Raw genomic sequence first — 22,423 nt, 5'->3', positions numbered from 1 at the left:
GGCGGGATTCAGAAGTCGACGCGCGCGGCGCGCAGCAATGCTGCAGTCTCAAAAAGGGGCAGACCCATGATACCTGAATGGGAACCGGCGATTTGCTCGACGAATTCGGCCGCGCGCCCCTGGATCGCGTACGCGCCGGCCTTGCCGAACGGCTCGCCGGTCTCGACGTAGCGCGCGAACGCGTCGCGCGGCGCGGCCGCGAAGCGCACCGACGAGCGCGACAGCGCGGGCGGCAGCAGCGCGCCGCCCGCGTCGACCACGGCGACCGCGGTCAGCACTTCGTGCTCGCGCCCCGCGAGGCGGGTGAGCATCGCGAGCGCGTCGGCGGGATCGGCGGGCTTGCCGAGGATCGCGCCGTCGATCGTCACGGTCGTGTCGGCGACGAGCACCGGCGCGGCGGGCTTGCCGCTCGCGACCAGGCGCGCACGCGCGGCGTCGGCCTTCGCGACGGTCACGCGCAGCACGTAGTCGTCGGCAGATTCGCCGGGCAGCTCGGCTTCGAGCGCCTCGGCGTCCTCGTCGGGGCGGGGCAGCAGCAGTTCGAAGCGCACGCCGATCTGCTGCAGCAGTTCCTGGCGGCGCGGGCTTTGCGAAGCGAGGTAAAGGGTCGGGAAGAGTTCGCGGGAAACGCTGGACGGCATGGTGTCGTTATCTCGTGGGGCGCGCGGCGCGCGCGTCGCGAGGACGACGCGTCATGCGCGGTGATAGGGGTGATTCTGCGTGATGCTCCACGCCCGGTAAAGCTGTTCGGCGAGCAGCACCCGCACCATCCCGTGCGGCAGCGTCATGCTGGAGATGCGCAGCAGCAGGTCGGCGCGCGCCTTGAGCGCCGGGTCGAGCCCGTCGGCGCCGCCGATGATGAACGCGACGTCGCGGCCGTCCTGCTGCCAGCCGGGCAGCGCCTGCGCGAGCTGCATCGTGGTCCAGTCGCGGCCGCGCTCGTCGAGCGCGACGATCCGCGCGCCCTTTGGCAGCGCGGCCTCGATCTTCTGCCGCTCGGCGGCCATCACGCTTTCGGCGCTGCGCCCGCCGGAGCGCAGCTCGGGCTTGATCTCGCGCAGCTCGATGCGCAGCTCGGGCGGCATCCGCTTCGTGTACTCGTCGAAGCCGGATGCGATCCAGCCGGGCATCTTGTGGCCGACCGCGACGATGAAGAGCTTCATCGGGACGAGGCGTGACGACTCAGCGGCGGCGGGCGGGCGTCTTGCGCGCCGGACGGGCGACTTCTTCCTCGTCTTCGTCGTCGTCTTCGGCCTGCGCTGCCGCGCCGTTCGGGGCCTTGCCGCCGCCGAGCTTCATGCGCACCGGCTTGTCGCCCCAGATTTCCTCGAGGTTGTAGTACTGGCGCAGCGCGGGCTGCAGGATGTGCACGACCGCGTCGCCGCAGTCGACCAGCACCCATTCGCCGGTGTCCTCGCCTTCGGAGCTGACGACGTCGCCGCCGGCCTCCTTGACCTTGTCGCGCACGTTCGACGCGAGCGCCTTGGTCTGGCGGTTCGACGTGCCGGACGCGACGATCACGCGGTCGAACAGCTCGGTCAGGTGGCTCGTGTTGAAGACCTTGATGTCTTGTGCCTTGACGTCTTCGAGGGCGTCGACGATGACGCGCTGCAGTTTGCGGATATCCATGGATTCAGGATTGGTAGAGACGATGTTGAAGAATATAGGCCCAGACGGCAGGCGGCACGTGCTCGGCCGATGCGTCGGGCATTTGCGCGCGGCGCGCGATGCATTCGCGCAGGTGCGCGCGGATGTCGGTCGCGGCGATGTCGAACGCGAGCGTCGTGTCGATCAGCAGGCGCCCGGCCGGCGTGGCCATCAGCACGTCGGCGCCGGCCTGCCGCGCGGCGACTTCCTGCGCGACCGCCTGCGGCGCCGCGCCAAGATCGAAGCCGGGGCGGGTCGATACGCAGATGTGCGCGTAGTCGAACAGCCGGCGCCAGTCGCGCCAGGTGTCGAGCCGCACGAGCTGGTCCGCGCCGATCAGCAGCGACAGCGACGCGTCCGGGCCGACGCGCGCGCGCCAGCGCGCGAGCGTGTCGACGGTGTAGGTCGGCCCCGCGTGCTCGATCTCGTCGGTCGCGACGCTGACCGTCGTGCCCGGCAGCGCGAGCGATTGCGCGGCGGCGCGCGTCATCGCCAGGCGATGCTCGGCGGCCGACACGTCGCGCTTCTGGTACGGCTGCCCGGCGGGCAGCAGCACGAGCTCGGTTAGGCCGAGCACGGCGGCGAAGCGGCCGGCGAGCGCGAGATGACCGTCGTGGATCGGGTCGAACGTGCCGCCCAGCAGGCCTATGCGCCGCAAGAGCGGGCGCGGCAGCGGGGCGGGGCGGGTGGTGTTTTTCAGAGCGTGTCCCTTTCGTTGCGGTGGCGCGGGGGCTCAGACCCAGTCGCGCGGCACGAGGAAGTCGCTGGTGAGGCGCGCTTCGGGCGTTCCCGGCTCGGGCTGCCAGTTGTAGCGCCAGTTCGCGACGGGCGGCATCGACATCAGGATCGACTCGGTGCGGCCGCCGCTTTGCAGGCCGAACAGCGTGCCCCGGTCGAACACGAGGTTGAACTCGACGTAGCGGCCGCGGCGGTAGGCCTGGAACGCGCGCTCGCGCTCGCCGTACGGCGTGTCGCGGCGGCGCTCGACGATCGGCAGGTACGCGGCGAGGAACGCGTCGCCGACGCTTTGCATCATCTCGAACGCGCGTTCGAAACCGGGCTCCGCGTAATCGTCGAAGAAGATCCCGCCGATGCCGCGTGCCTCATTGCGGTGCTTGAGGAAGAAATACTCGTCGCACCATTTCTTGAAGCGCGGATACAGGTCCGCGCCGAACGGATCGAGCGCGTCCTTGCAGGCCTGGTGGAAATGCCGCGCGTCGTCCTCGAAGCCGTAAATCGGCGTCAGATCCATGCCGCCGCCGAACCAGAACACCGGCGCCTCGCCGGGCTTGGTCGCGATCAGCATCCGCACGTTCATGTGCACGGTCGGGCAGTACGGATTGCGCGGGTGCAGCACGAGCGACACGCCGAGCGCCTCGAAGCCGCGGCCCGCGAGCTGCGGGCGCGCCGCGCTCGCCGACGGCGGCAGCGCGTCGCCCGCGACGTCGGAAAAGCCGATGCCGGCGCGCTCGAACACCTGGCCGTCCTCGAGGATGCGCGTGCAGCCGCCGCCGCGCAGACGTTCGCCGGGGCCGCGCTGCCATGCGTCGGTCGCGAGCGGCGTGCCGTCGAGCGCGCCGAGCGCGTCGGCGATGCGGGTCTGCAGGCCCTGAAGGTAGGCGCGCACGCGCTCCACGTCGTAGGTCGAATCGGTCATGTCTGAACTGCCTGCCCCTTCGGAAAGAGGGCGTAAGAAATGCATCTGCCGGGCATTCTATCGAACCCCGGCAGAGGAGACTGCGCCGCCGCGGGAGGCGGCGCCGGTTGCCAACGTTACGTGCTCTTGCGGTTCAGCGCGCGGTAGCCGATGTCGCGGCGGTACTGCATGCCTTCGAAATTGATCTGGTTGATCGTTTCGTATGCATGCTGCTGCGCCTCGCGCACCGAGTCGGCGAGGCCGACCACGCACAGCACGCGGCCGCCCGACGTCGTCAGCTTGTCGCCGTCGAGCGTCGTGCCCGCGTGGAACGTCACCGCCTGTTCGGTCTCGGCCGGGATGCCGTTGATGCGGTCGCCCTTGCGCGGCGCGTCCGGATAGCCGTGCGCGGCCAGCACGACGCCGAGCGCGGTGCGGCGGTCCCAGTCGAGCTCGACCGTGTCGAGCGTGCCCGCGATCGCCTGCTCGACGACCTTCGAGAAATCGCTCTTCAGGCGCGCCATGATCGGCTGCGTCTCCGGGTCGCCCATCCGGCAGTTGAATTCCAGCGTGCGCGGATTGCCGTCCTTGTCGATCATCAGGCCCGCGTACAGGAAGCCCGTGAAGCGGATGCCGTCCTTCTCCATCCCGCGCACGGTCGGCATGATGATCTCGCGCATCACGCGCGCGTGCATCTGCGGCGTGACGATCGGGGCAGGGGAATACGCGCCCATGCCGCCCGTGTTCGGGCCGCGGTCCTCGTCGAGCAGGCGCTTGTGGTCCTGGCTGGAGGCCAGCGCGAGCGCGTGCTTGCCGTCGACCATCACGATGAAGCTCGCTTCCTCGCCGTCGAGGAACTGCTCGATCACGACGCGCGCGCCGGCATCGCCGAGCTTGTTGCCCGACAGCATCATGTCGACGGCCGCGTGCGCTTCTTCCAGCGTCATCGCGACGACGACGCCCTTGCCGGCCGCGAGGCCGTCGGCCTTGACGACGATCGGCGCGCCCTTCGCGTCGAGGTACGCGTGCGCGGCGGCCGCGTCGGAGAAGGTCTCGTAGTCGGCGGTCGGGATGCCGTGGCGCTTCATGAACGCCTTTGCGAAGTCCTTCGAGCTTTCGAGCTGCGCCGCTTCGCGGGTCGGGCCGAAGATCTTCAGGCCGCGCGCGCGGAACAGGTTGACGATGCCGGCCGCGAGCGGCGCTTCCGGGCCGACGAGCGTGAACGCGACGCCTTCGCTTTCCGCGAAATCGGCAAGCGCGTCGAGCGACGTGATGTCGACATTCTTCAGGCGCTCGTCCTGCGCCGTGCCGCCATTGCCGGGCGCGACGTAGACCATCTGGACGCGCGGCGACTGCGCGAGCTTCCACGCCAGCGCATGTTCGCGGCCGCCGGAACCGACGACGAGTAGTTTCATGGGATTCCCCGCAGACTGGAAAACAGGGCGGCCGGCACGCTCAGGCGCGCCGGCCGCGATAATCGGTCGGGCCGCCGCCGCGAACGACGCACGGCGGCAGGCATCTCATTCCTCGACGACGACGGCGTTGGTATACACCTCCTGCACGTCGTCGAGGTTCTCGAGCGCGTCCAGGAGCTTCTGCATCTTCACCGCGTCGTCGCCGGTGAATTCGACTTCGTTCTGCGGCTTCATCGTCACTTCGGCGAGTTCCGCCTTGAAGCCGGCGGCTTCGAGCGCGTCCTTCACCTTCGAGAATTCCTGCCAGTCGCACAGCACTTCGATCGAGCCGTCGTCGTTCGTGCTGACGTCGTTCGCGCCCGCCTCGAGCGCCGCTTCCATCAGCGCGTCTTCCGACGTGCCCGGCGCGAACAGGAACTGGCCGACGTGATCGAACATGAACGCGACCGAGCCGTCGGTGCCCATGTTGCCGCCGAACTTCGAGAACGCGTGGCGCACTTCCGCGACCGTGCGGGTGCGGTTGTCGGTCAGCGTGTCGACGATGATCGCCGCGCCGCTGATGCCGTAGCCTTCGTAGCGGATTTCCTCGTAGTTCGCACCGTCCGCGCCGCCGACGCCGCGATCGATCGCGCGCTTCACGTTGTCCTTCGGCATGTTCGCGTCGGCCGCCTTGTCGACCGCGAGACGCAGGCGCGGGTTCGAGCCGATGTCGCCGCCGCCGAGGCGCGCCGCGACCTGAATTTCCTTGATCAGGCGGGTCCAGATCTTGCCGCGCTTCGCGTCGGCCGCTGCCTTCTTATGCTTGATGTTGGCCCATTTCGAGTGACCAGCCATACGTTTCTCCGTAGCCCCGGCGCTCTGCGCGGGCGTTTAAGCCAATGTGTCGTTGAATCGGCGGCCGTTGGGGCGGGCGTGAAGCCGCGGGGCCGCGCGTGTCGAGTGGACCGGGATTTTATCACGCGGCGGCCGTCCGCTTGGGGCCGTCGCGCATGGCCGAACGGCCGGGGTCGGCCGCCGCGAAACCGGCGGAGGGCCGGATGGCCGGTCCCGGGATCGCCGGCCCCCGGATGGCCGGCCCCCGGATGGCCATTGCTCAGTTCTTCGTGCCGAACAGCCGGTCGCCCGCGTCGCCGAGGCCCGGCACGATGTACGCGTGCTCGTTCAGGTGCGAATCGAGCGACGCGACGTACAGCTTCACGTCCGGATGCGCGTCCTGGAACACCTGCACGCCTTCCGGCGCGGCGACGAGCGCGACGAACATGATGTTCGCGGCCGGCACGTTGCGGCGCTTGAGCACGTCGACCGCGTGCACGGCCGAGTAGCCGGTCGCGACCATCGGGTCGCACAGGATGAAGATCCGGTCCTCGAGGTCCGGCAGGCGCACCAGGTACTCGACCGGGCGGTGGTCGTCCGCGCGGTACACGCCGATGTGGCCGACGCGCGCCGACGGGACCAGGTCGAGCAGGCCGTCCGACATCCCCACGCCCGCGCGCAGCACCGGGACGATCGCGAGCTTCTTGCCGGCGATCACCGGCGCGTCGATCTCGACGAGCGGCGTTTCGACCCGCTTGGTGGTGATCGGCAGGTTGCGGGTGATCTCGTAGCCCATCAGCAGCGTGATTTCGCGCAGCAGCTCGCGGAACGTGCGCGTCGACGTGTCCTTGTCGCGCATGTGGGTCAGCTTGTGCTGGATCAGCGGGTGATCGAGGATGAAGAGATTCGGGAAACGGCTGTCCTGTTTCATGACGGGGGCGCCCTGGCGCAAAAGGGGTTCGGGACGGCAGGCGGGCGGCGGGCCCGTCTGCGCGCAACGACGCAAGTTTACCAAGACGGGCCGCGCGATCCGGATATTATCGACGTCTGACCGACAACCCGCGCGCCGGCCGGCGCGCCGCAATCAACGGATATCGACGATGGATCTCGGCATCGCAGGGAAGACCGCGCTCGTGTGCGCGGCAAGCAAGGGCCTCGGGCGAGGCTGCGCGCAAGCGCTGGCCGCCGAGGGCGTCAATCTCGTGATCGTCGCGCGCACGCGCGACACGCTGGAGGCGACCGCGGACGCGATCCGCGCGGCGTCGGGCGTCGCCGTGACCGCGGTCGCGTGCGACATCACGACGCCGGACGGGCGCGCGGCCGCGCTTGCCGCCTGCCCGCAGCCGGACATTCTCGTGACGAATGCGGGCGGCCCGCCGCCGGGCGACTTCCGCGATTTCTCGCACGACGACTGGATCCGCGCGCTCGAGTCGAACATGCTGACGCCGATCGAGCTGATCCGCGCGACCGTCGACGGGATGATCGCGCGCCGCTTCGGCCGGATCGTCAACATCACGAGCTCGGCCGTGAAGGCGCCGATCGACGTGCTGGCGCTGTCGAACGGCGCGCGCTCCGGGCTGACCGGCTTCGTCGCGGGGCTCGCGCGCCGGGTCGCCGCGCACAACGTGACGGTCAACAACCTGCTGCCGGGCCTGTTCGACACCGACCGGATCGCGACGACGCTCGCCGCATCGGCGCAGGCGAAGGGCGTGACGGTCGACGAAATGCGCGAGCAGCGCGCGCGGGAGATTCCGGCGGGCCGCCTCGGCACGCGCGACGAGTTCGGCGCCGCGTGCGCGTTTCTGTGCAGCGTGCATGCGGGCTACATCACCGGGCAGAACTGGCTGCTCGACGGCGGCGCTTACCCGGGTACGTTCTGACGGGCGCCGCGCAGCCGGCTTTTACGACGACAACGAACCGAAGGACTTGGAGATGAGCACACCCCGCATCGCACTGATTGCGCACGACGCGAAGAAGGACGAGATCGTCGCGCTCGCGGGCGAGTATCGCGCGACGCTCGCGCGCTGCCGGCTGGTCGCGACCGGCACGACGGGCGGCCGCATCGCGGGCGCGCACGGGCTCGACGTCGAGCGCAAGCTGTCCGGGCCGCTCGGCGGCGACCTGCAGATCGGCGCGGAGCTGGCCGAGGGCCGGGTCGACATCGTCGTGTTCCTGCGCGACCCGATGACCGCGCAGCCGCACGACCCCGACATCACCGCGCTGGTGCGCGCGTGCGATGTGCACAACGTGCCGTGCGCGACCAACGTCGCGACCGCGCGGATGCTGCTCGACGATCTGATGAGGAAGATGGGTGCGGCCGGCTAGGTGCGACCGGCTAGGTGCGGCCGGCCGCGCGCATCCCGCACGCGACCCCGAATTACCCCTGCCGCCGACAGGGCGATGCACGAATCGTGACGACGCGCGAGAATCGGCCGTTGCGATGCGTGCCGACGGGCGGCTCGCCCGCCAGCGCCTGAACTTTTCAGTGACTGCAGACGAAACGAGGAGCGATACGATGCCGAAAGCAATCCGATACGACCAGGCGGGCGGCCCGGAGGTGATGAAGTGGGTCGACGTCGAGGTCGCCGAGCCGCAGGCGGGCCAGGTCCGCGTCAAGCAGCATGCGGTCGGGCTCAACTACATCGACGTGTATTTCCGCACCGGGCTCTATCCGCAGCCGCTGCCCGCCGGGCTCGGGATGGAGGCGGCAGGCGAGGTGACGGCGGTCGGCGACGACGTGACCGCGTTCAAGCCGGGCGACCGCGTCGCCTACGTGTGGTCGTCGCCGGGCGCATATGCACAGGAGCGCGTGCTGCCCGCCGATCGCGTGGTCAAGCTGCCCGACGCGATCACTTATGAAGACGCGGCGTCGGTGATGCTGCAGGGCCTGACCGCGCACTACCTGCTGCGCCGCACGTATCGGGTCAAGGCCGGCGACACGATCCTGATTCATGCGGCGGCGGGCGGCGTCGGCCTGCTCGTGTGCCAGTGGGCGAAAGCGCTCGGCGCGACCGTGATCGGCACGGTCAGCTCCGACGAGAAGGCGGAGATCGCGAAGGCGCACGGCTGCGATCACCCGATCGTCTATACGCGCGAGAACTTCACGGAGCGCGTGCGGGCGATCACGAACGACGCGCTGCTGCCGGTCGTCTACGATTCGATCGGCAAGGATACCTACGTCGGCTCGCTCGACTGCCTGGCGCCGCTCGGGCTGTTCGTCAGCTTCGGCAACGCGTCCGGCCCGCTGCCGCCGATCGACTCGAAGGAGTTCTCGTCGCGCGGCTCGCTGTTCTTCACGCGGCCGACGCTGTTCTCGTACATCGCGAAACGCGCGGACCTCGAAGCGGCCGCGGCCGAACTGTTCGACGTGATCCAGTCGGGCAAGGTGAAGACCAGCATCAACCAGCGCTATCCGCTCGCGGAAGTCGCGCGCGCGCACGCGGATCTCGAGGCGCGCAAGACCACCGGCTCGACGATCCTCGTGCCCTGACGCCGCCGCGCCGGCCGCCGGGCCGGCTCGCGATCTCCCCCGGGCGGCGCTGCGGCGCCGCCTTTCCGTTTACGCGCTTTTTACACGCCCCCGACGACCTTTGATCCGTCCTTTACGCGCGTTCCAATAAGGTTCTAGTCGTCCGATTTCGACGACGGAGAACACAAAAATGGATGGGGTTTTCATCGGCGCTCTGGTGCTGTTCACCGCGCTGATCCTCGGTTTGATCGCCGGTTGCGAGAAGCTCGCGCAATACGGCCGCGGGGGGCGGGCATGACCTGGATGCTGTGGTTGGCGGGCGCTTCGTCCGCCTTGCTGTTCGCGTATCTCGTCTTTGCGCTGCTGTGCGCGGAGGACATCGAATGAACGCGAACACGATCTTTCAATCGGTGCTGTTCATCGTCGTGCTGCTGGCGGCGGCCGTGCCGGTCGCGCGCTATCTGTCGGCGGTGATGGACGGCAGCTCGCGCGTCGTGCGCGTATTCGGCCCACTCGAGCGCGCGCTCTATCGCATCGCCGGCGTCGACGCCGGCAGCGAGATGAACTGGAAGCAGTATGCGATCGCGACGATCGCGTTCAACGCGCTCGGCGCGCTGTTCCTCTACGGTCTCCTGCGCCTGCAGGGCTTGCTGCCCGGCAACCCGCAGCAGTTCGGCCCGATGACGGTCGACGGCGCGTTCAACACCGCGGTCAGCTTCGTCACCAACACCAACTGGCAGGACTACACGCCCGAGCAGACCGTCAGCTACCTGACGCAGATGCTCGGCCTCACCGTGCAGAACTTCCTGTCGGCCGCGACCGGCATCGTCGTCGTGATCGCGCTGATCCGCGGCTTCGCGCGCCACACCGCGCAGACGATCGGCAACTTCTGGGTCGACCTCACGCGCGTGACGCTGTACGTGCTCGTGCCGATGGCGGCGCTCGTCGCCGCGCTGCTGATGAGCCAGGGCGTGATCCAGAACATGAAGGCGTACCAGGACGTGCCGGCGCTGCAGGCGAGCACCTACGCCGCGCCGAAGCTCGACGCGCAGGGCAACCCGGTCAAGGACGACAAGGGCAATCCGGTGACGGTCGCGACACCGCTCACGAAGCAGACGCTCGCGATGGGCCCGGTCGCGTCGCAGGAAGCGATCAAGATGCTCGGCACCAACGGCGGCGGCTTCTTCAACGCGAACTCCGCGCATCCGTACGAGAACCCGACGCCGTTCGCGAACTTCGTGCAGATCTTCGCGATCCTGATCATTCCGGCGGCGCTGTGCCTCGTGTTCGGCCGCATGATCGGCGACCGCCGGCAGGGCATCGCGGTGCTCGCGGCGATGACGGTCGCGTTCACGGTCGCGGTCGGCGTCGAGGTGAGCGCCGAGCAGGCCGGCAACCCGGCGCTCGCGGCGCTGCACGTCGACCAGTCGGCGGGCGCGCTGCAGGCGGGCGGCAACATGGAAGGCAAGGAGACGCGCTTCGGCATCGCGCAGACCGGCATCTTCACGGTCGCGACCACGGCCGCGTCGTGCGGCGCGGTCGACACGATGCACGATTCGCTGACGCCGCTCGGCGGCCTCGTGCCGATGCTCCTGATGCAGCTCGGCGAAGTGGTCTACGGCGGGGTCGGCTCGGGCCTCTACGGGATGCTGGTGTTCGCGCTGCTCGCGGTGTTCGTCGCCGGCCTGATGATCGGCCGCACGCCCGAATACGTCGGCAAGAAGATCGAAGCGTACGAGATGAAGATGGTGTCGATCGTCGTGCTGCTCACGCCGCTGCTGGTGCTGGTCGGCACGTCGATCGCGGTGCTCGCCGATGCGGGCAAGGCCGGCATCCTGAACCCGGGCCCGCACGGCTTCTCGGAAATCCTGTACGCGTTCAGCTCCGCCGCGAACAACAACGGCAGCGCGTTCGCGGGCCTGACGGTGGGCACGCCGTTCTACAACTGGATGACGGCGATCGCGATGTGGTTCGGCCGCTTCGGCACGATCGTGCCGGTGCTCGCGATCGCGGGCTCGCTCGCCGCGAAGAAGCGCATCGCGACGACGAGCGGCACGCTGCCGACCCACGGGCCGCTGTTCGTCGTGCTGCTGCTCGGCACGGTGCTGCTGGTCGGCGCGCTGACCTACGTGCCCGCGCTCGCGCTCGGGCCCGGCGTCGAGCACCTGATGATGTGGCTGGGCGCGTAACCCGCACGCCAGCAAGGACAAGCATTCAAGAGATTGCGATGACTCAACATTCCGCAACACGCTCCATGTTCGATCCGGCGCTCTTGCGCCCGGCGATCGTGGACGCGTTCAAGAAACTCACGCCGCGCACGCAGTTCCGCAACCCGGTGATGTTCTGCGTGTACGTCGGCAGCATCCTGACGACGATCCTGTGGATCGCCGCGCTGCAGGGGCAGGCCGAGGCGCCCGCGGGCTTCATCCTCGCGATCACGCTGTGGCTGTGGTTCACGGTGCTGTTCGCGAACTTCGCGGAGGCGCTCGCCGAAGGCCGCTCGAAGGCGCAGGCCGCATCGCTGCGCAGCGCGAAGAAGGACGTGATGGCGAAGAAGCTCAACGAGCCGCACCCGAAGTCGCCGATCCGCATCACGACCGCGTCCGACCTGCGCCGCGGCGACGTCGTGCTGGTCGAGGCGGGCGACGTGATCCCGGCCGACGGCGAGGTGGTCGACGGCGTCGCGTCGGTCGACGAATCGGCGATCACCGGCGAATCCGCGCCGGTGATCCGCGAGTCGGGCGGCGACTTCTCGTCGGTGACGGGCGGCACCCGCGTGCTGTCCGACTGGATCGTCGTGAAGGTCACCGCGAACCCGGGCGAGGCGTTCCTCGACCGGATGATCGCGATGGTCGAGGGCGCGAAGCGCAAGAAGACGCCGAACGAGATCGCGCTGACGATCCTGCTGGTCGCGCTGACGATCGTGATGCTGCTCGCGACCGCGACGCTGCTGCCGTTCTCGATGTTCTCGGTGGAGGCGATGAAGGCGGGGCACGTGGTGACGATCACCGCGCTCGTCGCGCTGCTCGTGTGCCTGATCCCGACGACGATCGGCGGCCTGCTGTCCGCGATCGGCGTGGCCGGCATGAGCCGGATGATGCAGGCGAACGTGATCGCGACGTCCGGCCGCGCGGTGGAAGCGGCCGGCGACGTCGACGTGCTGCTGCTCGACAAGACCGGCACGATCACGCTCGGCAACCGTCAGGCATCGGCGTTCGTGCCGGCGCCGGGCGTGACCGAGGAAGCGCTCGCCGATGCCGCGCAGCTGTCGTCGCTCGCCGACGAGACGCCGGAAGGCCGCAGCATCGTCGTGCTCGCGAAGGAGCGCTTCAACATTCGCCAGCGCGACATGGCGCAGCTGCACGCGACGTTCCTCGGCTTCTCCGCGCAGACGCGGATGAGCGGCGTCGACCTGTCCCCCGAGGGGACTTCCTCCGGGGCGCCGCACCGCGAGATCCGCAAGGGCGCGGCCGACGCGATCCGCCGCTACGTCGAGACGCACGGCAGCCGCTTTCCGGACGAAGTGCGCCGCGCGGTCGACGACGTCGCGCGGCGCGGCAGCACGCCGCTCGTGGTCGCGGAGCTGCGCGACGGCGCGGCACGCGTGCTCGGCGTGATCGAGCTGAAGGACATCGTGAAGGGCGGCATCAAGGAGCGCTTCGCGGAGCTGCGCAAGATGGGCATCAAGACCGTGATGGTGACGGGCGACAACCGGCTGACCGCGGCGGCGATCGCGGCGGAGGCCGGCGTCGACGACTTCCTCGCGGAAGCGACGCCGGAAACCAAGCTCGCGACGATCCGCGAGCACCAGGCGGCGGGGCGCCTCGTCGCGATGACGGGCGACGGCACCAACGACGCGCCGGCGCTCGCGCAGGCCGACGTCGCGGTCGCGATGAACACCGGCACGCAGGCGGCGAAGGAGGCGGGCAACATGGTCGACCTCGACTCGAACCCGACCAAGCTGATCGAGATCGTCGAGATCGGCAAGCAGATGCTGATGACGCGGGGCTCGCTGACGACGTTCTCGATCGCGAACGACATCGCGAAGTATTTCGCGATCATCCCGGCCGCGTTCGTGACGACCTATCCGCAACTGCGCGTGCTCGACATCATGCACCTGAGCTCGCCGGCGTCCGCGATCCTGTCGGCGGTGATCTTCAACGCGCTGATCATCGTCGCGCTGATCCCGCTCGCGCTGAAGGGCGTCACGTACCGGCCGCTCGGCGCCGCGTCGCTGCTGCGCCGCAACCTGCTGGTCTACGGCCTCGGCGGCGTGCTGCTGCCGTTCCCGTTCATCAAGCTGATCGACATGACGCTCGCCGCGCTCGGCTGGGCCTGAGGGAAATTCACCATGAAAACGTTGATTCGTCCGCTGCTCGTGATCTTCGTCGTGCTGACCGCGGTGACGGGGCTCGCCTATCCGGCCGTGATGACCGTGTTCGGCCAGGCCGTGTTCCCGTCGCAGGCGAACGGCAGCCTGATCGAGCAGGACGGCAAGGTGGTCGGCTCCGCGCTGATCGGCCAGCCGTTCGATGCGCCGCAGTACTTCTGGGGCCGCCTGTCGGCGACCACGCCGATGCCGTACAACGCGAGCGGCTCCGGCGGCTCGAACCTCGGCCCGCTGAACCCGTCGCTCGCCGACCAGGTGAAGGCGCGCATCGCCGCGCTGCGCGACGCGGGCACCGACCTGTCGAAGCCGGTGCCGGTCGACCTCGTGACCGCGTCCGCGAGCGGCCTCGATCCGGACATCACGCCGGCCGCGGCCGCCTACCAGGTCGAGCGCGTCGCGAAGGCGCGCAACCTGTCGCCCGACGCGGTCGGGCATCTGGTTGCCGCGAACACGACCGGGCGCCAGTTCGGCGTGCTCGGCGAGCCGCGCGTGAACGTGCTGAAGCTGAACCTCGCGCTGGACGCGGCGCAGGCCGCGCACTGAGCGCGATGCCCAACCGGCGTGCGGCGCGGCCCGACCCGCGCCGCACGCGCGTTTGCCCGACGGCGCTTGCGCCGTCTTTGCCTTTTATGACGATTTGGATCAACAATGCTCGTACGCGCGCGAATCGCGCGTTTCGTTCCTCTGACGCATGAACCGCCCCGATCCCGACCAACTCCTCGACAAGCTGCAGCGTGACGAAGAAAAGCAGCGGCGCGGCCAGCTCAAGATCTTCTTCGGCGCCTCCGCCGGCGTCGGCAAGACCTACGCGATGCTGCAGGCCGCGCGCCAGCGCAGGCAGGAAGGCGTCGACGTCGTCGTCGGCATCGTCGAGACCCACGGCCGCAGCGAAACCGCCGCGCTGCTCGACGGCCTCGACGTGCTGCCGCTCGCGAAGCTCGACTACCGCGGCCGCGCGCTCGCCGAATTCGATCTCGACGCCGCGCTCGCGCGCAAGCCCGAACTGATCCTCGTCGACGAGCTCGCCCATTCGAACGTGCAGGGCGCGCGCCACCTGAAGCGCTGGCAGGACGTCTACGAACTGCTCGACGCGGGCATCGACGTCTACACGACCGTCAACGTCCAGCATCTCGAGAGCCTGAACGACGTGGTCGGCGCGATCACCGGCATTCGCGTATGGGAGACCGTGCCCGACCGCGTGTTCGACGCGGCCGACGAGGTGACGCTCGTCGACCTGCCCGCCGAGGAGCTGCTCGAGCGGATGCGCGACGGCAAGGTCTATCTCGCGCAGCAGGCCGAGCGCGCGGTGCGCAACTTCTTCCGCAAGGGCAACCTGATCGCGCTGCGCGAGCTGGCGCTGCGGCGCACGGCCGACCGCGTCGACGCGCAGATGCGCGAGTACCGCGCCGACCGCTCGATCCAGCGCATCTGGCAGGCGCGCGAGCGGTTGCTGGTGTGCGTCGGGCCGGGGCCCGAGGCGCCGACGCTGGTGCGCGCGGCCGCGCGGCTCGCCGCGAGCCTGAAGGCCGACTGGATCGCCGTCTACGTCGAGACGCCGCGGCTGCAGCGGCTGCCCGACGCGCAGCGCGAGCGCACGCTGAACGCGCTGAAGCTCGCCGCCGAGCTGGGCGCGGAGACGGCCACGCTCGCCGGCGGCGACGCGGTCGCCGCGCTGATCGGCTATGCGAAGGTGCGCAACGTGTCGAAGGTCGTCGCGGGCGGCTCGCGCAAGACCGGGCTCGCACGCTGGTTCGCGCGGCCGTTCGGCGAGAAGCTCGCGGAGCGCGCGGGCGACGTCGACCTGATGCTGATCCGCGCGTCCGCGAGCGACGAGGTGCGCGCGGCCCCCCTCGACGCGCGCGCGCGCGACTGGCGCGACGCGTTCGCGCGCCTCGGCGGCCGCCGTTCGCCGCCGCGGCACTATGCGTACGCGGCCGCGATCTGCGCGGCGATCACGATGGTCGCGACCGCCGTGTCCGAGCGGCTCGACCTGACCAACCTCGTGATGCTGTACCTGCTGGGCGTCGTGTTCTCGGCGGTGCGCCTCGGGCGCGGGCCGGGGGTGCTGCAGTCGTTCCTGTCGGTGGCCGCGTTCGACTTCTTCTTCGTGCCGCCGCGCATGTCGTTCTCGGTCAGCGACACGCAGTACCTGCTGACGTTCTTCGGGATGCTGCTGACGTCGCTCGTGATCAGCCACCTGACGTCGACGCTGACCCGCGAGGCGAGCATCGCGCAGCGGCGCGAGCGCCGCACGGGCGCGATCTATGCGATGGCGCGCGAGCTGGCCGCGGCGCTGACGACCGAGCAGATCGTCGAGATCGGCAGCCGGCACGTGAGCGAGGTGTTCCGCGCGCGCGTCGCGATCCTGCTGCCGGACAGCGCGGACAAGGTGCAGCAGAAGATCGAGGAGCCGGACGCGGCCGTCACGCTGACGGGCCCCGACCTCGACAACGACGTCGGCCAGTGGGTGTACGACCAGCAGAAGCCGGCCGGCCACGGCACCGACACGCTGCCGGCGACGGCCGCGCTGTACCTGCCGCTGAAGGCGCCGATGCGCACGCGCGGCGTGCTCGCGATCGTGTCGACGGACCCGCGCGAGCTCGAGGAGCCCGAGCAGCAGCGGATGCTCGACGCCTTCGCCGCGCAGATCGCGCTCGCGATCGAGCGCGTGCATTACGTCGAGATCGCGCGCGACGCGCTCGTCAGCATGGAGTCGGAGCGGCTGCGCAACTCGCTGCTGTCGGCGATCTCGCACGACCTGCGCACGCCGCTCACGACGATCGTCGGCTTCTCGTCGATGCTCGCGAACGCGCGCGCGGCCGCGCCGCACGGCGACGCGACGGCCGCGCCGCGGCACGGGCCGCGCGAGGACGAGCTCGTCGAGGCGATTCACGACGAAGCGCTGCGGATGACGGGGATCGTCACGAACCTGCTCGACATGGCGCGGCTGCAGGCCGGCAGCCTGCAGCTGAAGCGCCAGTGGTCGCTGCTCGAGGAGACCGTCGGCGCGGCGCTCGCCGCGTGCCGGCGCGTGCTCGCGCGGCATCCGGCGCGCGTCGCGCTGCCGGCGGACCTGCCGCTCCTGCAGATGGACGCGGTGCTGATGGAGCGCCTGTTCACCAACCTGTTCGAGAACGCCGCGAAGTACACGCCGGCCGACACGCCGCTCGAGATCGGCGCCCAGTGCGTGACCGAGGACGGCCTGCCCGACGGGAACCCGTTCGTGCGCGTGCACGTCGACGATCACGGTCCGGGCCTGCCGCCGGGCATGGAAACGCGGATCTTCGACAAGTTCACGCGCGGCGAGAAGGAATCGGCGACGCCCGGCATCGGCCTCGGGCTCGCGATCTGCCGCGCGATCGTCGAGGCGCACGGCGGTAGAATCGGCGCGCTCAACCGCATCGGGCCCGACGGCCGCGTGACGGGCGCGCGCTTCTGGTTCACGCTGCCGGTCGACACGCCGCCGGCGGCGCCCGCCGTGTCCGACGACGAAGCCGACGCACTGCGCGCGCTGCCGTTCGCGCCGTCATCATCCGAACCTCCGCAAGACCATGAGTGAACCGAGCCTGACCGTCGTCCTGATCGAGGACGAAAAACAGATCCGCCGTTTCGTGCGCGCCGCGCTCGAGGAGGAGGACATCGCCGTGTTCGAGGCCGAGACGGGCAAGCAGGGGCTGATCGACGCGGCGACCCGCAAGCCCGATCTCGTGATCGTCGATCTCGGCCTGCCGGACACCGACGGCCTCGACGTGATCCGCGAGCTGCGCGGCTGGTCCGAGGTGCCGGTCATCGTGCTGTCCGCGCGCACGCAGGAGGACGAGAAGGTCGCCGCGCTCGACGCCGGCGCGGACGACTACCTGACCAAGCCGTTCGGCGTGTCCGAGCTGCGCGCGCGGATTCGCGCGCAGCTGCGGCGGCGCAACCAGGGCGGCGCGAGCGAGTCGCCGAAGGTGAGCTTCGGCGCGGTGAGCGTCGATCTCGCGATGCGGCAGGTCTGGCGCGACGGCGAGATCGTGCACCTGACGCCGCTCGAATACCGGCTGCTCGCGACGCTCGTGCGCCACGCGGGCCGCGTGCTGACGCACCGCCAGCTGCTGCGCGACGTGTGGGGGCCGTCGCACGTCGAAAGCCATCACTACCTGCGCATCTACATGGCGCACCTGCGCCAGAAGCTCGAGCGCGACCCGGCGCAACCCGAATACATCGTCACCGAGACGGGCGTCGGCTACCGGCTGGTCGGCGCGGCCTGAGCGCCGCGCCCGGGGAGCCGCCCGCCCGGGCGTCGGCGTGCCATCCGCGTGAACCGGCCCCGAAGTCGCACACCGGCAGCCGATTCCCCGCTATGCTGGCCGTTGCGCAAACCGAACGAGGAGCATGCGATGACCGTCCGTCTGGCTTTCTCCTGTGTGCTGGCCCTCGCCGCGTCCGGCGCAGGCGCGCAACCGCTGCCGCCCGGGCAGCCGGCGTCGCCCGCGCCGAAGGCCGCGCTGCCCAATCCGGCGTCGGTGAACTGCGTGAAGCTCGGCGGGCGCCATGCGATCCGCAACACGCCGGGCGGCGACGTCGGCATCTGCGTGTTCAAGGACGGCCGCGTGTGCGAGGAATGGGCGCTCTACCGCGACGATCGCTGCGTGGGCGCCGGCGCGCCGAAACGCGTATCGAAGTGAGCGCGCCGCGGCGATGCCGCGCCGTCGCATCCGCCGGCCCCTTGCTATACTCGCCGCCGCCCGGGGACGACCCCGGGCCGTTCGATTCAACGGGGACGACCCCATTCGATCCATGGAGTCGCGTCGAGATGGCGTGGGTATGGTTGTTGATCGCCGGTTTGCTGGAAGTGGCCTGGGCGGCCGGCATGAAGTCGTCGGAAGGGTTCACCCGGCTCGGGCCGTCGGTGTTTACGATCGTCACGGCGCTGGCCAGCTTCGGGCTGCTCGCGCTCGCGATGCGCCAGCTGCCGCTCGGCACCGCGTACGCGGTGTGGACCGGCATCGGCGCGGTCGGCGCGTTCGTGTTCGGCATCGTGATGATGGGCGAGGCGCTGACCGTCGCCCGCATCGCGAGCGCGTCGCTGATCGTCGCCGGGTTGATCGGCCTCAAGCTGTCGTCGGCGGCCTGAGGTTTTTCCTCATGGGGATTTGTGCCGGACGCGCGGCGAGCCTGTCTATAATGGAACGCATTCGAGCCTGATTGCCGTTGCGTCGCGCGCCGCGCGGCCGGCCACATCCAGAATCGATCGGCGACGCGCAAGTCACGCGCAAGGAGAGGGCCATGATCGAAGCCATTTCGCTCGGCGCGGGGCTGGCGTGGGCGAGCGGCCTGCGCCTGTACCTGACGGTGCTGATCGCGGGCGTGCTGGCGCGCGCCGGCTGGCTCCACTTGCCCGACACGCTTGCCGTCCTCACGTCGCCGTGGGTGATCGGCGCCGCGGCGCTGCTCGCGATCGCCGAATTCCTTGCCGACAAGATTCCCGCGTTCGATTCGCTGTGGGATGCGGTGCACACCTTCATCCGCATTCCGGCCGGCGCCGTGCTCGCGGCCGGCGCGCTCGGCCATGCCGACCCGACCGTGCTTGCGGTCGCCGGGCTCGCGGGCGGCTCGCTCGCCGGCGCCGCGCACATCACGAAGGCCGGCACGCGCGCGCTGATCAACCTGTCCCCCGAGCCGATCTCGAACTGGATCGCGTCGTCGACCGAGGACGGCCTCGTGTTCGGCGGGCTCGCGCTCGCGTTCTTCGTGCCGCTGCTGTTCCTCGTGCTGCTCGCGGCCTTCATCGCGTGCTCGGCGTGGGCGCTGCCGCGCCTGTGGCGCGGCGTGTCGGGCGGCTTCCGGGGCATGGCGAACCACATGGTGTCGCGGCTGAACTCGGTCGGGAAGCGCGATTGAAGGGGCGGCCATCCGTGGGGCGGCCATCCGTGGGGCGGCCATCCGGTCGGCGCGATGACGCGGCCGGCGCGACGCATGCCGGGCGATTCGGCCGGCGCGACCTGATCCGGCAGGCCATCCGCATGACCGCGCGCGACTGGCGCGCGGGCGAGCTGACGCTGCTCGTGCTCGCGCTGGTGCTGGCGGTCGCCGCGCTGACGAGCGTCGGCTTCCTCGCCGACCGGCTGCGCCAGGGGCTCGAGCGCGATGCGCGCCAGATGCTCGGCGCCGATTTCGTCGTGCGCGGCGATCGTCCGGTCGACCCGTCGTTCGACCGGCAGGCCCGCTCGCTCGGGCTGCGCACCGCGACCACGGCCATCTTTCCCAGCATGATCGGCTCGACCGTCGGCGAGGCGACCGGCGACGCGCCGCCCGCACGGCTCGCGGCCGTGAAGGCGGTGTCGCCGGACTATCCGCTGCGCGGCGCGGTCGAGATCGCGCCGGCCGGGGGCGCGCCCGCGCGCAAGGCGGCCGCGATTCCCGCGCCCGGCACGGTCTGGGCCGATCCCGCGCTGCTCGACGCGCTGCACCTGAAGGCCGGCGACACCGTACGCGTCGGGCTGCGCACGTTCACGGTCGCGGCGTCGATCGTCCGCGAGCTCGATCGCGGCTTCTCGTTCGTCAATTTCTCGCCGCGGCTGATGATGCGCGCCGACGAGCTGGCCGCGACCGGGCTGACCGGCTACGGCAGCCGCGTCACCTATCGCCTGCTGGTGGCGGGCGACGCCGATGCGGTCGCGCGCTTCGAGGCGTACGCGCACATGCGCGTCGACGGCGGCAGGTTGCGCGGCGTCGGCCTCGAATCGCTGCAGGAAGGGCAGCCGCAGGTGCGCCAGACGCTCGACCGCGCCCGCCATTTCCTGACGCTCGTCGCGCTCCTGACCGCGCTGCTCGCGGCGGTCGCGATCGCGATGGCCGCGCAGCGCTATATGCGGCGCCATCTCGACGGCTGCGCGACGATGCGCTGCCTCGGCGTCAGCCGCCGCACGCTCGGCGCGCTGTTCGCGCTCGAATTTCTCGGCATCGGCATCGTGGGCGGCGTGGCGGGCGCGGTGCTCGGCTACGGCGGCCACTGGGTGCTGCTCGCGGCGCTCGGCGGCCTGATCGACGTCGTGCTGCCGCCGCCGACGCCGTGGCCGGCCGCCATCGGCATCGGCGCGGCGCTGGTGCTGCTGCTCGGCTTCGCGCTGCCGCCGCTCGCGCCGCTCACGCGCGTGCCGCCGGTGCGCGTGCTGCGGCGCGAATGGGGCGACGCGGCACGCATCGCGTGGGCGGCGTATGCGGTCGGCATCGTGCTGTTCGCCGGGCTGCTGATCGCCGCCGCAGGCAGCCTGAAGCTCGGGCTGATCGTCGCGGGCGGGTTCGCCGGCGCGCTGGTCGGTTTCGCGCTGATCGCGAGGCTCGCGCTGTTCGCGGCCGTGCGCGCGGTGCGCAACGGGCGCGTCGCGGCGGGCCTCGGCTGGCGCTACGCGCTCGCGTCGCTGCACCGGCGCGGCACCGCGAGCTCGCTGCAGATCACCGCGCTCGCGCTCGGCCTGATGTGCCTGCTGCTGATCGCGATCACGCGCAACGACCTGGTCGCCGGCTGGCGGCAGTCGACGCCGCCCGACGCGCCGAACCAGTTCCTGATCGATATCCAGCCGGACCAGCGCGCCGACGTCGCCGCGTATCTCGCCGCGCACGGCGTGCGCGATGCGGCGCCCGCGCCGATGGTGCGCGGCCGTCTCGTCGCGATCAACGGCAAGCCGGTGAATCCGGACGCCTACCAGGACGACGACGCGCGCCGGCTCGTCGACCGCGAGTTCAACCTGTCGTATACAACCGAGCTGCCGCCCGACAACCGGATCACGGCCGGCGACTGGTTCGGTACGGCGACGACGCCGCAGATCTCGATCGAATCCGGCCTCGCGCAGATGCTGAACGTAAAGCCCGGCGACGTGCTGCGCTTCGACGTGACGGGCCTGCCGGTCGAGGCGCCGGTCACGAGCGTGCGCAAGCTCGACTGGGGCACGTTCCGCGTCAACTTCTTCGTGCTGATGCCGCCCGCGACGCTCAAGGATTATCCGGCGATCTACCTGACGAGCTTCCACCTGCCGGCCGCGCGCGCGTCGCTGCTCGATCCGCTGATCGCGCGCTACCCGAACCTGACCGCGATCGACGTCGCGCCGATCCTCGCGCAGCTTCAGCGCATGATGGTTCAGGTGATCGGCGCGGTGCAGTTCCTGTTCGTGTTCACGCTCGCGGCCGGCGTGCTGGTGCTCTATACGGCGCTGGCCGGCTCGCGCGACGAGCGGGTGAGGGAGGCGGCGCTGTTGCGCGCGCTCGGCGCGTCGCGTGCGCAGGTGAGCGCGGTGCAGCGCGCCGAATTCATCGTCGTCGGCACGCTGGCCGGCGCGCTGGCGGCGGCGGGCGCGCTCGGCGTCGGCTGGGTGCTCGCGGCGCGCGTGTTCGATTTCCGGCTCGCGGTCGATCCATGGCTCGTGCCGGCCGGCATCGCGGCCGGCGTCGCGTGCGCGGGTGCGGCCGGCTGGCTGAGCCTGCATAATGTGCTGCGGCGCCCCGCGCTGCAGTCGCTGCGCGACGCATGAGCGTCGCCGGCAGCCCCGAATACCCGATTTCCGATTGATTCGTATGACCGATGTGAATGACGACGCGCCGTCGCAGCCGACGGCGTTCGAACTCGTGGGCGGCGAAGGCCGCGTGCGCGAGATGGTGGACCGCTTCTACGACCTGATGGACCTCGAGCCGGAATTCGCGCAGATCCGCGCGCTGCACCCGGCGTCGCTCGACGGCTCCCGCGACAGGCTGTTCTGGTTCCTGTGCGGCTGGCTCGGCGGGCCCGATCACTACATCAGCCGCTTCGGCCACCCGCGCCTGCGCGCGCGGCACCTGCCGTTCCCGATCGCGTCGGTCGAGCGCGACCAGTGGCTGCGCTGCATGGCCTGGGCGATGGAGGACGTCGGCCTGCCCGAGCCGCTGCGCGAGCGGCTGATGCATTCGTTCTACGACACCGCCGACTGGATGCGCAACCGGCCCGGTTGATCGGCCGGTACGCCGCCGCCCGGCTGCCGCCCGGAGTGCGTCTGGGCGTCGCCGCCGCCGCGCGCGACACTGATTGCTCCCCATTCACG

At 70.4% G+C, this 22,423-nt stretch carries 22 protein-coding genes; 14 read left to right on the top strand and 8 right to left on the bottom strand.

Annotated features, from left to right (window positions below):
• Window positions 1-8 precede the first annotated feature (8 nt).
• The 8 genes from KY49_RS17720 to upp all read right to left on the bottom strand — a co-directional run bounded on the left by KY49_RS17720 (window position 9) and on the right by upp (window position 6,442).
• On the bottom strand, window positions 9-641 hold the full coding sequence (locus KY49_RS17720) for a Maf family protein (RefSeq protein ID WP_042585953.1): 633 nt from the start codon (window positions 639-641) through the stop codon (window positions 9-11).
• A 51-nt stretch (window positions 642-692) separates the two neighbouring features.
• The gene (gene rlmH, locus KY49_RS17715; protein ID WP_042585952.1) at window positions 693-1,163 is read right to left on the bottom strand and encodes a 23S rRNA (pseudouridine(1915)-N(3))-methyltransferase RlmH; all 471 of its coding nucleotides are present in this window, start codon (window positions 1,161-1,163) and stop codon (window positions 693-695) included.
• Between the two features lie 19 nt (window positions 1,164-1,182).
• Window positions 1,183-1,629, bottom strand: coding sequence for a ribosome silencing factor (rsfS, locus tag KY49_RS17710; protein ID WP_042585951.1), 447 nt, complete (start codon window positions 1,627-1,629; stop codon window positions 1,183-1,185).
• Between the two features lie 4 nt (window positions 1,630-1,633).
• Window positions 1,634-2,347, bottom strand: coding sequence for a nicotinate-nucleotide adenylyltransferase (locus KY49_RS17705; protein ID WP_042585950.1), 714 nt, complete (start codon window positions 2,345-2,347; stop codon window positions 1,634-1,636).
• Window positions 2,348-2,380: 33 nt separating this feature from the next.
• On the bottom strand, window positions 2,381-3,304 hold the full coding sequence (gene hemF, locus KY49_RS17700; RefSeq protein WP_042585949.1) for an oxygen-dependent coproporphyrinogen oxidase: 924 nt from the start codon (window positions 3,302-3,304) through the stop codon (window positions 2,381-2,383).
• A 116-nt stretch (window positions 3,305-3,420) separates the two neighbouring features.
• Entirely contained in the window at window positions 3,421-4,698 is a 1,278-nt protein-coding gene (gene purD, locus KY49_RS17695; protein ID WP_042585948.1) for a phosphoribosylamine--glycine ligase, read from the bottom strand.
• Between the two features lie 105 nt (window positions 4,699-4,803).
• The gene (locus tag KY49_RS17690; RefSeq protein WP_010091139.1) at window positions 4,804-5,532 is read right to left on the bottom strand and encodes a YebC/PmpR family DNA-binding transcriptional regulator; all 729 of its coding nucleotides are present in this window, start codon (window positions 5,530-5,532) and stop codon (window positions 4,804-4,806) included.
• Between the two features lie 259 nt (window positions 5,533-5,791).
• Window positions 5,792-6,442, bottom strand: coding sequence for a uracil phosphoribosyltransferase (gene upp, locus KY49_RS17685; RefSeq protein WP_010091140.1), 651 nt, complete (start codon window positions 6,440-6,442; stop codon window positions 5,792-5,794).
• A gap of 169 nt (window positions 6,443-6,611) precedes the next feature.
• Here upp and KY49_RS17680 point away from each other — a divergent pair, with 169 nt between their 5' ends.
• The 14 genes from KY49_RS17680 to KY49_RS17610 all read left to right on the top strand — a co-directional run bounded on the left by KY49_RS17680 (window position 6,612) and on the right by KY49_RS17610 (window position 22,334).
• Window positions 6,612-7,391: an SDR family oxidoreductase gene (locus tag KY49_RS17680; RefSeq protein WP_042585947.1), complete on the top strand. Its 780-nt coding sequence runs from the start codon at window positions 6,612-6,614 to the stop codon at window positions 7,389-7,391.
• A gap of 52 nt (window positions 7,392-7,443) precedes the next feature.
• Window positions 7,444-7,836 carry a methylglyoxal synthase gene (locus KY49_RS17675; RefSeq protein ID WP_042585946.1) on the top strand — a complete coding sequence of 131 codons (393 nt, stop codon included), beginning with the start codon at window positions 7,444-7,446 and terminating at the stop codon, window positions 7,834-7,836.
• Between the two features lie 190 nt (window positions 7,837-8,026).
• A complete protein-coding gene (locus KY49_RS17670) occupies window positions 8,027-9,001 on the top strand; it encodes a quinone oxidoreductase family protein (protein WP_042586839.1) in 975 nt (324 codons plus the stop codon).
• Between the two features lie 273 nt (window positions 9,002-9,274).
• Complete coding sequence (locus KY49_RS17660) at window positions 9,275-9,367, top strand: potassium-transporting ATPase subunit F (protein ID WP_042585945.1); 93 nt, start codon at window positions 9,275-9,277, stop codon at window positions 9,365-9,367.
• Window positions 9,364-11,169 (top strand): potassium-transporting ATPase subunit KdpA, encoded by a 1,806-nt coding sequence (gene kdpA, locus KY49_RS17655; RefSeq protein WP_042585944.1) that lies wholly within the window; start codon window positions 9,364-9,366, stop codon window positions 11,167-11,169. The genes KY49_RS17660 and kdpA overlap by 4 nt, the downstream gene beginning before the upstream one ends.
• A gap of 38 nt (window positions 11,170-11,207) precedes the next feature.
• Window positions 11,208-13,319, top strand: coding sequence for a potassium-transporting ATPase subunit KdpB (gene kdpB, locus KY49_RS17650; RefSeq protein WP_042585943.1), 2,112 nt, complete (start codon window positions 11,208-11,210; stop codon window positions 13,317-13,319).
• 12 nt (window positions 13,320-13,331) lie between these two features.
• Window positions 13,332-13,913, top strand: coding sequence for a potassium-transporting ATPase subunit KdpC (gene kdpC, locus KY49_RS17645; protein ID WP_042585942.1), 582 nt, complete (start codon window positions 13,332-13,334; stop codon window positions 13,911-13,913).
• 148 nt (window positions 13,914-14,061) lie between these two features.
• Entirely contained in the window at window positions 14,062-16,929 is a 2,868-nt protein-coding gene (locus tag KY49_RS17640; protein ID WP_042585941.1) for a sensor histidine kinase, read from the top strand.
• The gene (kdpE, locus tag KY49_RS17635) at window positions 16,922-17,620 is read left to right on the top strand and encodes a two-component system response regulator KdpE (RefSeq protein WP_042585940.1); all 699 of its coding nucleotides are present in this window, start codon (window positions 16,922-16,924) and stop codon (window positions 17,618-17,620) included. The genes KY49_RS17640 and kdpE overlap by 8 nt, the downstream gene beginning before the upstream one ends.
• 129 nt (window positions 17,621-17,749) lie before the next feature.
• A complete protein-coding gene (locus tag KY49_RS17630) occupies window positions 17,750-18,037 on the top strand; it encodes a putative hemolysin (protein ID WP_042586838.1) in 288 nt (95 codons plus the stop codon).
• Between the two features lie 128 nt (window positions 18,038-18,165).
• Entirely contained in the window at window positions 18,166-18,486 is a 321-nt protein-coding gene (sugE, locus tag KY49_RS17625; protein ID WP_010091153.1) for a quaternary ammonium compound efflux SMR transporter SugE, read from the top strand.
• Between the two features lie 152 nt (window positions 18,487-18,638).
• Complete coding sequence (locus KY49_RS17620; RefSeq protein ID WP_042586837.1) at window positions 18,639-19,253, top strand: DUF4126 domain-containing protein; 615 nt, start codon at window positions 18,639-18,641, stop codon at window positions 19,251-19,253.
• A gap of 122 nt (window positions 19,254-19,375) precedes the next feature.
• The gene (locus KY49_RS17615; protein ID WP_231636451.1) at window positions 19,376-21,880 is read left to right on the top strand and encodes an ABC transporter permease; all 2,505 of its coding nucleotides are present in this window, start codon (window positions 19,376-19,378) and stop codon (window positions 21,878-21,880) included.
• 43 nt (window positions 21,881-21,923) lie between these two features.
• Window positions 21,924-22,334 (top strand): group II truncated hemoglobin, encoded by a 411-nt coding sequence (locus tag KY49_RS17610; RefSeq protein WP_042585938.1) that lies wholly within the window; start codon window positions 21,924-21,926, stop codon window positions 22,332-22,334.
• The last annotated feature ends 89 nt before the right edge of the window (window positions 22,335-22,423 follow it).

It is taken from the genome of Burkholderia sp. MSHR3999 (assembly GCF_000833595.1).
GTDB classification, from domain to species: Bacteria; Pseudomonadota; Gammaproteobacteria; order Burkholderiales; family Burkholderiaceae; genus Burkholderia; species Burkholderia ubonensis.
Note: the sequence above shows the minus strand (reverse complement) of the source record. Positions and strands in the feature narration are given on the sequence as shown.

Bases quoted from the DNA above. Each gene is read 5' to 3' on its own strand.
- KY49_RS17615 (WP_231636451.1), top strand. From the start codon at position 19,376: ATGACCGCGCGCGACTGGCGCGCGGGCGAGCTGACGCTGCTCGTGCTC.
- rlmH (WP_042585952.1), bottom strand. From the start codon at position 1,163: ATGAAGCTCTTCATCGTCGCGGTCGGCCACAAGATGCCCGGCTGGATC.
- KY49_RS17640 (WP_042585941.1), top strand. From the start codon at position 14,062: ATGAACCGCCCCGATCCCGACCAACTCCTCGACAAGCTGCAGCGTGAC.
- kdpC (WP_042585942.1), top strand. From the start codon at position 13,332: ATGAAAACGTTGATTCGTCCGCTGCTCGTGATCTTCGTCGTGCTGACC.
- kdpB (WP_042585943.1), top strand. From the start codon at position 11,208: ATGACTCAACATTCCGCAACACGCTCCATGTTCGATCCGGCGCTCTTG.
- kdpE (WP_042585940.1), top strand. From the start codon at position 16,922: ATGAGTGAACCGAGCCTGACCGTCGTCCTGATCGAGGACGAAAAACAG.
- upp (WP_010091140.1), bottom strand. From the start codon at position 6,442: ATGAAACAGGACAGCCGTTTCCCGAATCTCTTCATCCTCGATCACCCG.
- rsfS (WP_042585951.1), bottom strand. From the start codon at position 1,629: ATGGATATCCGCAAACTGCAGCGCGTCATCGTCGACGCCCTCGAAGAC.
- KY49_RS17670 (WP_042586839.1), top strand. From the start codon at position 8,027: ATGCCGAAAGCAATCCGATACGACCAGGCGGGCGGCCCGGAGGTGATG.
- KY49_RS17680 (WP_042585947.1), top strand. From the start codon at position 6,612: ATGGATCTCGGCATCGCAGGGAAGACCGCGCTCGTGTGCGCGGCAAGC.
- KY49_RS17675 (WP_042585946.1), top strand. From the start codon at position 7,444: ATGAGCACACCCCGCATCGCACTGATTGCGCACGACGCGAAGAAGGAC.
- KY49_RS17620 (WP_042586837.1), top strand. From the start codon at position 18,639: ATGATCGAAGCCATTTCGCTCGGCGCGGGGCTGGCGTGGGCGAGCGGC.
- sugE (WP_010091153.1), top strand. From the start codon at position 18,166: ATGGCGTGGGTATGGTTGTTGATCGCCGGTTTGCTGGAAGTGGCCTGG.
- purD (WP_042585948.1), bottom strand. From the start codon at position 4,698: ATGAAACTACTCGTCGTCGGTTCCGGCGGCCGCGAACATGCGCTGGCG.
- hemF (WP_042585949.1), bottom strand. From the start codon at position 3,304: ATGACCGATTCGACCTACGACGTGGAGCGCGTGCGCGCCTACCTTCAG.
- KY49_RS17720 (WP_042585953.1), bottom strand. From the start codon at position 641: ATGCCGTCCAGCGTTTCCCGCGAACTCTTCCCGACCCTTTACCTCGCT.
- KY49_RS17610 (WP_042585938.1), top strand. From the start codon at position 21,924: ATGACCGATGTGAATGACGACGCGCCGTCGCAGCCGACGGCGTTCGAA.
- KY49_RS17630 (WP_042586838.1), top strand. From the start codon at position 17,750: ATGACCGTCCGTCTGGCTTTCTCCTGTGTGCTGGCCCTCGCCGCGTCC.
- KY49_RS17690 (WP_010091139.1), bottom strand. From the start codon at position 5,532: ATGGCTGGTCACTCGAAATGGGCCAACATCAAGCATAAGAAGGCAGCG.
- KY49_RS17660 (WP_042585945.1), top strand. From the start codon at position 9,275: ATGACCTGGATGCTGTGGTTGGCGGGCGCTTCGTCCGCCTTGCTGTTC.
- kdpA (WP_042585944.1), top strand. From the start codon at position 9,364: ATGAACGCGAACACGATCTTTCAATCGGTGCTGTTCATCGTCGTGCTG.